Origin of the sequence: Flavobacterium sp. WC2421, assembly GCF_040822115.1 — a bacterium.
Taxonomy (GTDB): Bacteria; Bacteroidota; Bacteroidia; order Flavobacteriales; family Flavobacteriaceae; genus Flavobacterium.
In genome coordinates this window covers 1,971,027-1,984,770 of the sequence record NZ_CP162004.1, presented here as the reverse complement: position 1 = coordinate 1,984,770, position 13,744 = coordinate 1,971,027, and the positions used below count along the sequence as shown (strand labels likewise).

At 32.7% G+C, this 13,744-nt stretch carries 8 protein-coding genes and 1 rRNA gene; 6 read left to right on the top strand and 3 right to left on the bottom strand.

All coding sequences use genetic code 11. The features are described from left to right. The first annotated feature begins 2 nt into the window (after positions 1–2). Together AB3G33_RS08555 and AB3G33_RS08550 are read left to right on the top strand one after the other, a co-directional pair. A complete protein-coding gene (locus tag AB3G33_RS08555; protein ID WP_367768230.1) occupies positions 3–1,028 on the top strand; it encodes an aminotransferase class I/II-fold pyridoxal phosphate-dependent enzyme in 1,026 nt (341 codons plus the stop codon). A 64-nt stretch (positions 1,029–1,092) separates the two neighbouring features. Next, positions 1,093–1,569, top strand: coding sequence for a DUF1456 family protein (locus AB3G33_RS08550; protein ID WP_367774124.1), 477 nt, complete (start codon positions 1,093–1,095; stop codon positions 1,567–1,569). Positions 1,570–1,654: 85 nt separating this feature from the next. On the opposite strand, the gene sucC is transcribed toward AB3G33_RS08550, so the two are convergent. Then, positions 1,655–2,848 carry an ADP-forming succinate--CoA ligase subunit beta gene (gene sucC / locus AB3G33_RS08545; protein ID WP_367768227.1) on the bottom strand — a complete coding sequence of 398 codons (1,194 nt, stop codon included), beginning with the start codon at positions 2,846–2,848 and terminating at the stop codon, positions 1,655–1,657. 421 nt (positions 2,849–3,269) lie between these two features. Between sucC and gltB the strand changes: the two genes are divergently transcribed. From gltB to lysA, 3 genes are all read left to right on the top strand, one after another. Then, entirely contained in the window at positions 3,270–7,790 is a 4,521-nt protein-coding gene (gltB, locus tag AB3G33_RS08540) for a glutamate synthase large subunit (RefSeq protein WP_367768225.1), read from the top strand. Between the two features lie 2 nt (positions 7,791–7,792). Continuing rightward, the gene (locus AB3G33_RS08535; RefSeq protein WP_367768222.1) at positions 7,793–9,247 is read left to right on the top strand and encodes a glutamate synthase subunit beta; all 1,455 of its coding nucleotides are present in this window, start codon (positions 7,793–7,795) and stop codon (positions 9,245–9,247) included. A gap of 310 nt (positions 9,248–9,557) precedes the next feature. Further along, the gene (gene lysA / locus AB3G33_RS08530; RefSeq protein WP_367768219.1) at positions 9,558–10,775 is read left to right on the top strand and encodes a diaminopimelate decarboxylase; all 1,218 of its coding nucleotides are present in this window, start codon (positions 9,558–9,560) and stop codon (positions 10,773–10,775) included. A 59-nt stretch (positions 10,776–10,834) separates the two neighbouring features. Here lysA and pafA read toward each other — a convergent pair whose 3' ends face one another. Beyond that, positions 10,835–12,448 carry an alkaline phosphatase PafA gene (pafA, locus tag AB3G33_RS08525; RefSeq protein WP_367768216.1) on the bottom strand — a complete coding sequence of 538 codons (1,614 nt, stop codon included), beginning with the start codon at positions 12,446–12,448 and terminating at the stop codon, positions 10,835–10,837. 191 nt (positions 12,449–12,639) lie between these two features. Here pafA and AB3G33_RS08520 point away from each other — a divergent pair, with 191 nt between their 5' ends. Further along, positions 12,640–13,416, top strand: coding sequence for a methyltransferase domain-containing protein (locus AB3G33_RS08520; protein WP_367768213.1), 777 nt, complete (start codon positions 12,640–12,642; stop codon positions 13,414–13,416). A gap of 154 nt (positions 13,417–13,570) precedes the next feature. On the opposite strand, the gene rrf is transcribed toward AB3G33_RS08520, so the two are convergent. After that, a 5S ribosomal RNA gene (gene rrf, locus AB3G33_RS08515) occupies positions 13,571–13,680 on the bottom strand. Between the last annotated feature and the right edge of the window lie 64 nt (positions 13,681–13,744).

Sequence of the window (13,744 nt, the reverse complement as noted above, 5' to 3'; positions counted from 1 at the left end):
AAATGAAAGTTAATTCGTTTCCTAATAGAATCCTTAAAGTTGAAAATGAAAATTATTTATATTTTGGAGGAACTGCCTACTTGGGGTTACCAACAAATAAAAAATTTCAAAAAATACTTATCAGTAATATTTTACAATGGGGAACTGCATATGGCAGCTCAAGAAGTGCAAATGTAAAATTAACTGCATACGAAAAAGGCGAAAAATTTCTAGCTAGATTTATCAAAGCCGAAGCAACAATTACTGTTTCTTCGGGCATGTTAGCAGGTAAAATTACTATTGATGTATTGCAATCTCAAACAGATCAATTTTTTCATTATCCCAACATACATACTGCAATAAAAAGTGCAAATAGTATTCCGTTTTTCGTTCAAAACGAAATGAATCCAAGACTATTAGACAATTTAAAAGAAAGAATTACAATTCTTACTGATGCTGTTCCTTCTTTTAATACAGAACCAATTGATTTTTCATTTCTAAATTTTATACCCGCTAATAAAGAGATTACTTTAGTGCTAGACGAATCCCATTCTCTTGGTATTTTGGGAACTAATGGTTGTGGTATTTTTTCATCTATAGCCCATCCAAATGTTAAGCGAAAAATTATGTTATCCTCTTTAGGAAAAGCCTTTGGATTAACAGGAGGCGTAATTGCTAGTGATGCTGAATTTATTCAACAAATAAGAAAAAACGACAGTTTTGTTTCTAGTGCAGGAATGAATCCAGCATTTGTCCAAACAATAGCTAATGCTGAAAAAATATACATCAAACAACATCAAAAACTAAAAGACAACTTATCGTACCTTAAAAAAAACTTGAATAAAAACGAAGCGTTCAATTTTAACGGTGATTACCCTTTAATTTACCTCGAAAATGATGCAATTAATCCCATTTTAATAGAAAATAAAATAATAATTGCTAATTTCAAATATGCATCGGAAATTAAAGATTTGAATCGAATTGTAATTACTGCAAACCACAAAAAAGAAGATCTAGATAAAATAATTGAAGTTTTAAACCAATTCTAATTCTCAAATTAAAATTGATGCGCAATTCGTTTTAAAACGTACCTTTGTAAAAAAATAGAATATGATGACAAATAACGATATCTTTAAAAAATTACGTGTTGCCTTAATGCTACGTGACGACCAAATAGTTGAAATTTTAGAATTGGTAGATTTTAGAATTACTAAATCAGAATTAGGTGCATTTTTCCGTGACGAAAAACACGAAAACTATATGGAATGTGGCGATCAAGTATTGCGTAATTTTCTAAACGGATTAGTTATACATTTACGCGGAACAAAAGAAAATCCAAAAAATCCAAATGATGTTTTAGCAAAACACAAAGCGCAAATTCCTGTTAAGGACGCAACTAAAGAAAGAAAGGAATTCAAGGCTAAACCAAGAGACGAAGAAAAGTCTAGAGGTGATGAAGCGCCATCAAAAACTAGCGCAGCTAAAAAACCTTCCAAAAAACAATATCCAAAAGGAAATGCAAAAGGAAATGCAAAAGTACAGGTCGTAGAAAAAGTAAAATACAATTTCGGAAAGAACAAAAAATCATAAATAAAGACAAATCACTCTTTATAATTATAACAAAAAAATCCTAAGCTTTCACTTAGGATTTTTTGATATATACTCTTTTTTCTATTTAAGAAAGTGCTGCTTTAACTTGATCAGCTGCTTCTTGAAATTCAACAGCAGATAAAATTGGCATTCCTGAATTATCAATTAATTCTTTTGCAATAGCTGCATTAGTACCTTGTAAACGAACAATGATTGGTACTTTAATTGCATCACCCATGTTTTTGTAAGCATCAACAACTCCTTGTGCCACACGGTCACAACGAACAATACCTCCAAAAATATTAATCAAAATTGCTTTTACGTTTGGATCTTTTAAGATAATACGGAAAGCAGTTTCAACACGTTTTGCATCAGCAGTTCCACCTACGTCAAGAAAGTTTGCAGGTTCAAAACCAGCATACTTAATTAAATCCATAGTTGCCATTGCTAATCCAGCTCCGTTAACCATACATCCTACTGTACCATCAAGATCAACATAATTTAATCCTACTTCTTTAGCTTCTACTTCGATTGGATTCTCCTCACGGATATCACGCATGTCAGCATATTTCTTTTGTCTGTATAAAGCATTATCATCGATATTTACTTTAGCATCAACAGCCATTATTTTATTATCAGATGTTTTCAAAACTGGATTGATTTCAAACATTGAAGCATCAGAACCAATATATGCATTATATAAAGAGTCAATGAATTTCACCATTTCTTTGAAAGCATTTCCAGAAAGACCTAAATTAAAAGCAATTCTTCTTGCTTGAAAACCTTGTAATCCAACAGAAGGATCAACTTCTTCAGTAAAAATTAAATGTGGAGTATGCTCAGCAACTTCTTCAATATCCATTCCACCTTCAGTAGAATACATAATCATGTTACGACCAGTCGCTCTATTCAACAAAACAGAAACATAAAACTCAGAAGTTTCAGATTCACCAGGATAATAAACATCTTCAGCGATTAAAACTTTATGCACTTTTTTACCTTCAGCAGATGTTTGAGGTGTTACTAATTGCATTCCAATAATTTGTTCTGAAATTTCTTCAACTTGTTGTAAATTTTTAGCAAGCTTAACTCCACCACCTTTTCCACGTCCACCTGCATGAACTTGTGCTTTTACAACATACCAACTCGTTCCCGTTTCAGTAGTTAATTGTTTAGCAGCAGCAACAGCTTCTACTGGACTATTAGCAACGATTCCGCGTTGAATGCGAACTCCGTAGCTAGCTAAAATCTCTTTTCCTTGATATTCGTGTATGTTCATAATATAGAATTTGTCTGGATCCTGAAGTTATTTCAGAATATAAGTGGCACAAAAATAGCAAAATTCATCTAAACAGAGAAATCTTTTTCCTATTTAAAATTTCAAAAATGTTACACAAAAAAATACAACAAGAGAAACAAACATAATTAGCGCATAAATTAAAAATAAAAAACAAGCGAAAGGTATTGCTATAACGTTTGAAATATAATTTGTAAATTTGATAAGAACTACAATAATTGCCTATCTAATACAATTCAAAACAAACGCTATTGACGAATTAACAATACACAGGTACTTAAACACCATTATTATTATTAATTAAACGTTTTTCTATTATTACTATAAAAATAAGACGCATTGCTTGTTTTGGATACATTATATTCAATGAAATCTTTATTTTTGTAGAAAAAAATTATAAAGCATGAAAGTTAAAGAACAAGGCCTTTATTTGCCTGAATTTGAACACGACAACTGTGGCGCGGGATTTATTTGTAATTTAAACGGAATAAAATCTAACGATATCATTCATAAGGCACTTGATATTCTAATTAAATTAGAGCATCGTGGTGCTGTAAGTGCTGACGGAAGAACTGGAGATGGAGCAGGAATTCTTTTTGATATTCCTCATGATTTTTTTAAAAAAGTATGTGACTTTGAAATCCCAGCAACAAGAGAGTATGCAGTAGGAATGGTTTTTTTACCAAAAAAGAAAAACCAAGCTAAATTTTGCATGGATACTTTTGAAAAAACGGTACAAGATCAAAATTTAAAAATTTTAGGTTGGAGAGATGTTCCTGTTGATGTTACAAATCTAGGACAAATCGCAGCCGAAAAAGAACCTACAGTTAAACAAGTATTTATAGGTAAAAATGGTTTAGAATTGACAGAACAACAATTCAATGCTAAATTATTTGCTGCCAGAAAAATAGGAGAACATTTAATTCTGAAATCAAAAACTTCAGAAAGTCACATGTTTTACTTCTCTAGTTTATCAACGACAACAATAATATATAAAGGATTATTAATGCCCGAAGATATCAGTAGATATTACACGGACTTAACGGATACTGATTTAGTAACACGTTTAGCATTAGTACACCAGCGATTTTCTACCAATACGTTTCCTTCTTGGGAATTAGCACAACCGTTTAGATACATGTGTCATAATGGTGAAATCAATACACTTCGTGGAAACGTAAGTAGAATGCGTGCTCGTGAAGAATTGATGAAAAGTGAGGTTTTTGGAGAAGATATTAAAAAAATGTTCCCTATTATATTAGAAGGAAAATCAGATTCAGCTTCTATGGATATGGTTGTTGAATTGTTATTGATGACTGGACGTACACTTCCAGAAGCAATGATGATGGTAGTTCCTGAAGCTTGGGAAAAACACCAAACCATGTCGGATGAAAAGAAAGCATTCTATGAATACAACTCTTGTATCATGGAACCATGGGATGGTCCTGCTTCTATTCCGTTTACCGATGGAAATGTGATTGGTGCATTATTGGATAGAAATGGACTTCGTCCTTCTCGATATACATTAACAAAAACTGGTTTTGTAATTATGGCTTCAGAAATTGGAGTTCTTGATATAAATCCTGAAGATGTTGTTCAACACGGTCGTTTGGAGCCAGGAAAAATGTTCCTTGTGGACATGAATGAAGGTCGTATCATTGAAGATGATGAGATAAAAAATGCAGTTGTTACTAAACGTCCCTATAGACAATGGTTGAATGAAAATCTTCTTCCATTAGCTAAAGTTCCTTATACTAATAATGAAACTCCGACAGAGAATATTGACTTTGAAACGAGATTACGTTTATTTGGATACTCAATAGAAGATGTAAAAACCATTATAACCCCAATGGGTGCTAATGGAGCTGAGGCAATTAGCTCAATGGGTAATGATACTCCATTGGCTGTATTATCAGAACAACCACAACTATTATACAACTATTTTAAACAATTATTTGCTCAAGTTACTAATCCACCTTTGGATGGTATTCGTGAAGAAATAATTACAGATATTAGTTTAGCTATTGGCGGTGATTATAATATTTTTGATATTGAAGCTAAACAATGTAAAAAATTAAAAATCCAAAATCCAGTTATCTCTAAAGAGGATTTAGATAAAATAAAAAATATTGACCATGCCGATTTTAAATCTGCTTCTATTTCTACTCTATACAAAATAGAAAAAGGAGTTAATGGTATAGAGCGTGCATTAGAAAAATGTGTTCAGGCAACTTATAAAGCAGTTAGCGAAGGACATAATATAATCATACTTTCTGATAGAGGTGTTACTGAAAAAATGGCACCAATACCTATGCTATTAGCATGTTCTTATATTCATCATTCATTGAATAAATTACAAGTTCGTTCAAAATTTGGAATTATCATTGAATCTGCCGAACCACGTGAACCACATCATTTCGCCTTATTATTTGGTTATGGAGCAAGCGCTATCAATCCATATTTAGTAAATGAAATTATACGTGACCAAGTTGACAAAGGCTTTATTACTAATGTAAAAGCGGATTACGCAATTTCAAACTACAACAAAGCGATTGCTAAAGGAATTTTGAAAATCATGAATAAAATTGGTATCTCTACTTTACATTCGTATAGAGCTGCCCAAATTTTTGAAATATTAGGTCTTAATAAAACCTTTTCTACAAAATATTTCCCATATACTCCATCACGAATTGAAGGAATTGGGTTAAATGAAATCGAAAAAGAAGTTAAAAAAAGACACCAAAAAGCATTCCCAAATTCTAAAATTGCAAGTTTATTACCTTTAGAAATTGGTGGAATATATAGATGGAGAAGAACAGGTGAAAAACACATGTTCAATCCAACTACAATTGCTAAATTACAGCAAGCAGTACGTTTAAACAGTCCAGAAAGTTATAAAGAATATTCTACAATGGTCAACGAGCAAAGCTCAAATTTAATGACTATTAGAGGTTTATTTGAATTTAATAATTTAGATCCAATTTCTATTGATGAAGTAGAACCTTGGACTGAAATTGTAAAAAAATTCAAAACTGGAGCGATGTCTTATGGATCTATTAGCCAGGAAGCCCATGAAAACTTGGCAATTGCCATGAATAGAATTGGTGGAAAAAGTAATTCTGGAGAAGGTGGAGAAGATCCAAAACGTTTCCAAAAAGAATTAAATGGAGATTCTAAAAACAGTGCTATTAAGCAAGTTGCTTCTGGTCGTTTTGGAGTATCTATCAATTATTTGACAAGTGCCAAAGAGATTCAAATTAAAATGGCTCAAGGTGCTAAACCTGGCGAAGGTGGTCAATTACCTGGTGAAAAAGTAGTGCCTTGGATTGCTAAAGTTAGAAATTCAACTCCTTATGTTGGATTAATTTCTCCTCCTCCACATCACGATATTTACTCTATTGAAGATTTATCTCAATTAATATTCGATTTAAAAAATGCAAATCGTGATGCACGTGTAAACGTAAAATTAGTATCAGAAGTTGGTGTTGGAACAATCGCAGCCGGAGTTGCAAAAGCGAAAGCCGATGTGATTTTAATTTCTGGATACGATGGAGGAACTGGAGCTGCTCCATTAACTTCATTACAACATACTGGTATTCCTTGGGAACTTGGTTTAGCCGAAGCACAACAAACTTTAATCTTAAATGATTTAAGAAGTCGTGTTGTATTAGAATGTGATGGTCAATTGAAAACAGGTCGTGACGTTGCTATTGCAGCATTACTTGGAGCAGAAGAATTTGGTTTTGCTACAGCACCACTAGTTGCATCAGGTTGTATCATGATGAGAGCTTGTCATTTAAATACCTGCCCAGTAGGTATTGCAACTCAAGATCCTGAATTGAGAAAAAATTTCAAAGGAACACCTGAGCATATCATTAACTTCATGTATTTCATTGCTGAAGAGTTAAGAGAAATCATGGCTCAATTAGGTTTCAGAACCTTGAAAGAAATGGTAGGACAATCACAAAAACTGAATGTTAATAAAGCAATTAAGCATTATAAAGCAAACGGATTAGATCTATCTACTATTTTATACAAACCAGAAAAAGCGAAGACAGTACCTAATCACAATACAACAACTCAAGATCACGGACTTGATAATGTACTTGATTTTGAAATCATAAAAGCGGCTATTCCTTCTATTTATAGAAAAGAGAAAACAAGAGTTACTTTTGATATCAAAAATACGGACCGTTCAGTTGGAGCAATTTTAAGTAATGAAATTTCAAAAATATATGGTGCACAAGGTTTACCTGAAGACACAATATTAGTAGATTTCACGGGTTCTGCAGGTCAAAGTTTTGGTGCATTTGCAACCAATGGATTATCATTTAAAATTCATGGAAACTGCAATGACTACTTAGGAAAAGGACTTTCTGGAGGTAAATTAATTATCAAAGTACCCCCTACAGCTACATTTAAACCGGAGGAAAACATCATCATCGGTAACGTAGCCCTTTATGGTGCTATAACTGGTGAAGCATACATCAATGGTATGGCAGGGGAACGTTTCTGCGTTAGAAATTCTGGAGCAACAGCAGTTGTTGAAGGAATTGGAGATCATGGTTGTGAATACATGACTGGAGGTACAGTTGCTGTGCTAGGAAGAACAGGAAGAAATTTTGCTGCTGGAATGAGTGGTGGTGTTGCCTATGTTTTTGACGAGCAAAAACAATTTGAAAATGGCTTATGCAATATGGAAATGGTTGCCTTAGAAACATTAGAAGATGAGGATTTAAGCAAACTGAAACGTTTAATTAAAAACCATTCCATGTATACCAATAGTCCATTAGCAAAAAGAATTTTGGAAGACTGGGACAACCAACAAAAACACTTTATCAAAGTAATGCCTAGAGATTATAAAATAGCATTACAACGATTAGCAGAAGAAAAGAAAATTGAAGAACTAATAGCAACAGCATAGTTATGGGAAAGATAGGCGGATTTAAAGAATACGATAGAACAGACGAAAGTAATATAGCAGTACAAGAACGTGTAGTAAATTATAATGAATTTACTATTCCGTTATCAAAAGAAAAGATAAAAGAGCAAGGTTCAAGATGTATGGATTGCGGAATCCCATTTTGCCATAGTTCATGTCCATTAGGAAATTTAATTCCAGATTTTAACGACATGGTGCACCAAGAAGAATGGCAAAGTGCCTTGGAGATTTTACAATCTACCAATAACTTTCCAGAATTCACAGGTCGCTTATGCCCTGCTCCATGTGAAAAATCATGTGTATTAGGAATTATTGAAGAGCCAGTTGCTATTGAAAATATTGAGAAAAACATTATCGAAAGAGGTTTCGCTGAAGGATGGATAAAACCACAAACTCCTGCAACAAGAACTGGAAAAACAGTAGCCGTAATTGGGTCTGGGCCAGCCGGATTAGCAGCAGCACAACAATTAAATCGTGCTGGACACACAGTAACTGTTTTCGAAAGAGACAATGCAATAGGTGGTTTATTACGTTATGGAATTCCAAATTTTAAATTAGAAAAAGGAATTATCGACAGACGTGTGAAAATTCTAGAACTTGAAGGAATCACTTTTAAAACTAACGTAAATGTTGGCGTAAATTATAGCGTTGATCAATTAAATGAATTTGATTCAATTGTTTTATGTGGTGGTGCTACTGAAAGAAGAAGCTTGCCTACAAAAGGAATTGAAACAAAAGGAGTCGTTCAAGCAATGGATTTTTTAACGCAACAAACTAAAGTACTTTACGGTGAGGAAATCGCTGACCAAATCAAAGCTACTGGTAAAGATGTTATCGTGATTGGTGGTGGAGATACTGGTTCTGACTGTGTTGGAACTTCAAACAGACACGGTGCAAAATCGGTTACTAATTTTGAAATCATGCCAAAACCTCCAGTAGGAAGAAGCGAGACTACACCTTGGCCATTTTGGCCTTTGCAACTTAAAACTTCATCTTCACATGAAGAAGGATGTGATAGAAACTGGTTAATAAACACTAAAGAATTTATCGCAAATGATAAAGGTGAATTAGTTGGATTAAAAACTGTTGAAGTGGCTTGGAAAATAACTCCAGGACAAAGACCAGAATTAATTGAAAAAGAAGGATCCGAAAAAACTTGGCCTTGTGATTTAGCATTACTTGCTTTAGGATTTACTGGTCCTGAAAAAACTTTAAGCGAGCAATTAGGGCTAGAAACAGATATGAGAAGTAATTACAAAGCAACTAACTATCAAACTAATGTACCTAATATTTTCACTGCTGGAGATATGCGTCGCGGACAATCGTTAATTGTTTGGGCAATATCAGAAGGTCGCGAAGCGGCACGTGAAGTGGACTTCTACTTGATGGGGTCTACCAACTTACCTACTAAAGGTACTGGAGATTTACCAAGTTTGTAATTTCAAATAAACAATATAAAATGACTGCCAAATCTATTTTTGGGCAGTCATTTTTTAGTTTTAGGAGGTGTCCATACATCCACTATCGTTACTGTATGGTCGGGCTGTACGCTTCAAGTCCTCGTCGCTTTCGTAAAAACTACAGCGACTGTGGGCTATACGCTACCATCCCTCACCCGAAAAATTAAAATAACACAAATAAATAGCAATATTGTTTATTTTGTAACTTTTTGTTACAATTTGTTAGAATTTGTAAAATCGCTTGTGAGAACAAATAAAGAATAATAAATTTGCTAAAAATAATATAACAATGCAATCAAAAGACTTACTTCAGCTAGCAGAACAATTTGGCAGTCCATTATACGTTTATGATGCCGATAAAATAAAATCACAATACAACAGATTAACAAAAGCATTTTCTAAAGTTGAGAAGTTACGCATCAATTATGCAATGAAAGCATTATCTAATGTTGCTATTTTACAACTATTAAAAGAAATGGGATCGGGACTTGATACCGTATCAATTCAAGAAGTACAATTAGGACTTCATGCAGGATATGATCCAGAAAAAATATTTTATACTCCAAACGGTGTATCTCTTGAGGAAATTGAAGAAGTACATGCTTTAGGAGTTCAAATCAATATTGATAACTTATCTATATTGGAGCAATTCGGTGCTAAACACCCAAATGTTCCTGTTTGTATCCGAATCAATCCTCACGTAATGGCAGGTGGAAATGCTAATATTTCAGTAGGTCATATTGATAGCAAATTTGGAATATCTGTTCATCAATTACCACATTTAGTGCGTATTGTTGAAAATACTAAAATGAACATTGTTGGTATTCACATGCATACTGGTTCAGATATTTTAGATATTGAAGTATTCTTATACGCTGCCGAAATTTTATTTGATGCAGCAAAAAACTTCAAAAACTTAGAGTTCTTAGATTTTGGAAGCGGATTCAAAGTGCCTTACAAAAAAGACGATATCGAAACAGATATTGAAGAATTAGGAAAGAAATTAACTAAAAGATTCAATGCTTTCTGTACAGAGTATGGAAAAGAATTGACATTAATATTCGAACCAGGTAAATTTCTAGTGAGTGAAGCTGGGTCTTTTTTAGTAAAAGTAAATGTAATCAAACAAACAACATCAACCGTATTTGCTGGAGTTGATAGTGGATTCAACCATTTAATACGTCCAATGTTATACGGATCTCAACATCATATTGACAATATATCAAATCCAAAAGGAAAAGAACGTTTCTATTCCGTTGTAGGATATATTTGCGAAACAGATACTTTTGCAAGCAATAGAAGAATCCCTGAAATAAAAGAAGGTGACATATTAAGTTTTAGAAATGCAGGTGCTTATTGTTATTCAATGGCATCCAATTATAATTCACGATACAAACCAGCTGAAGTATTATGGATGAATGGCCAAGGTCACTTAATACGTGCTCATGAAACATTTGAAGACTTATTAAAAAATCAAATTCCATTACCAGTAGAAGCTACTGTTTAAAAATAAAATCAAAAAAAAGGTGTATTTTCAAATACACCTTTTTTCGTTTCTATCATAACCTAGTCCTTTAAAACTTCCTCAAGAACATTTGCTTCAGTTCCATTCGGAAAAGAAACCTTAATCTTCTGCGCGATTGTGGGCGCAATTTGAGTAATGACTTTTTTATCAAATGATTCTCCCTTTTTAATATGCCAACCGTAAAAAATAGCGGGAACGTGAGTATCATAAGTATAAGTAGTTCCATGAGAAGTTCCTGTTCCAAGGTACTCGATATAACCAGGTTTATCTAAAATAACTAAATCGCCATTTTGAGTTACATCATATCCCTTAGCGATAAAGTTCAAGAAATAATCATTACCTGTTGAATTTAAAATTTCATCTTCAGTATACACTCTTTTGACATAATCCTGAGTCATTAAAAATTCTTTAAAAGCCTCTTTTACTACACTTAAATCAAGGTTTTTAGTTTTAATAATTTCTTCATTAAAAAATAAATTGAAATTTGAATAATTTAAAACTAAGTCCGTTCCAAAAGTTTTCACAGAAAAATCCTTTAAATTATTTCTAATATCTTTAGGACTTATACTGCTTACATTGTATTTATGATCTTTAAGATAGTTTACATTTTCAGCACCTGCATGATCAGCAGTCAAAAACAATAAGTAATTATCTTTTCCAACTGTTTTATCTAAATAATTCAAAAACTCAGCAATTGTTTGATCTAATCGCAAATAAGTATCTTGTAGTTCCATTGATCTTGGCCCTAATAAATGACCTACATAATCTGTTGAAGAAAAACTAACTGTAAGGAAATCTGTAATATTATCTTTACCTAATTCCTCTTTTTCAATAGCTTTCATTGCAAATTCTGCCAATAAATTATTTCCAAAAGGAGTAGATCGCAATACACCAGCATCATTTTTAGCATACATATCCTTTAAATTATAAGGAAAAACGGGAGCCACACTATTATATAACTTCCCTTCATAAGGATTATTATCCTCTAAACTTTCATCATAAGTAGCTTTTGGTTTCAATAAATCCCATCCTTTATTGATATATGACATATAATGCTTTTCATCATTGAATTTTTGAACCCAATCAGGTAATTTTTCACCATAAAAAGAACTAGAAATAAAAGAACCTGTTTTACTGTACCAAAAAGCCCAATTTGCAAAATGACCAGCAGGTAATATAGCACCACGATCTTTAAGACTCAAACCGATTACCTTACCTTTAAAATTAGTACCCATTCTCAACTCATCAGTAATTGTAGTCGTTAAAAGATTTTTAGGAGACATCTCACCTTCTTCTTTAGTTCCATCCCCTACAGTGTTCACACTTGCATCATCTGTGCAATACATCTCTTTACCCAATTTTCTACTAAACCACTCATTACTTACAATACCATGAATTGCCGGAGTTGTACCTGTATAAATTGAGGCATGCCCAGGAGCAGTATAAGTGGGCATATAATTATAATGCATATTTTGAAAAGTATATCCATTTCCCATTAATCTTTTGAAACCATCATTTGAAAAATCATTCGAAAAACGATATAAATATTCCATTTTCATTTGATCAACAACAATACCTACTACCAATTTAGGTCTCTCCTGTGCTTGTAAATTTGACATGATAATAACAGCCAAAAACAAAAATATTTTCTTCATAATAAAATTTTATAACAACAAAAATACATTATAGATTTCAGAAACCGAAAATATGAAACAAATAAGAGAAAGAATTAATATAATAATAACTTTTATGATTATATTTAATTATAAAACAATCCAATTATTTCTACACACTATCCAAAATGGTTTAAATTTAAATTGTGAATTATCTTCTAAAAACACAAATAATGGAAATATATGATAACAAAGAAATTTTTCAGAAATCTTGGGATAAAAATTACTTGTCAGAAGAATTAATTCAAGCACAATGGGCAGAATTTGTAGAACTTAAAAAGGTCATTACAGAATTGTATCAAAGAAAGAAAACACCTTTGTCTATTCTTGATATCGGAATAGGAAATGCCAGAATAGCAAAGCATCTTAGTGGTATCCCTGAAATGTGGGATATGGTGGATTCCTTTGACGGCACTGATAATGCCGAAGCATGTGTAATACTGTCAAGACAGACAGCAAAAGAATTAAAAATTGATGATAAAGTAGCGGTCTATCTTGAAGACGCCATCAACTTAGATAAATGGAAGAAAAAATATGATATAATTATTATCACCTGGTTTACGGCTGGCAACTTTTACCCTGATAATTTTAATTTTGAAAGCTATAACCCATCAGAGAAGCGGTTTGATCTATCAAAAAATGAAAAATTCGAAATTATATTTTCAAATTTATACAAGTTGTTGCGCTCTGGAGGGGAAATAGTAATAGGTGCATGCTACATTGACAATGATAAAACTAGACTTAAACAAGAACATTCCTATAAAAAAATGGGAATGACAATAATCACAGATGCTAAAGATAGTTTTACCGCTACAAAAGAAGGTTTCTGGTCTCAGCGTTTTACGGAAGAAAAAATACGGAACTATTTATCTTTTGTTGAAACCGAAAAAATATCATTCAATTCCCTTGATACTTATGATTATGCGATGCAAGTAAGAATTAAAAAATAAATAAAATATGCAGTTACTTTAAAAACGGAATAAAAACCCCTTCGATTAAATCATTAGGATTGCCATTTCTTCTCTAATATCCATTCCTTGAAGAAAAAACGATTTTTTTGCGCACAAAAAAACCCTATTCACATAAATGAATAGGGTTTTTAAAGAAAGGCGACGACATACTCTCCCACATAACTGCAGTACCATCTGCGCAGGCGGGCTTAACTACTCTGTTCGGGATGGGAAGAGGTGAGCCCCGCCGCAATAACCACCTTAAGAAGTTATAATTGCTTTGGGCAATTTTTCAATGATTGTTTATCTTATGATAAAAATCTATTGA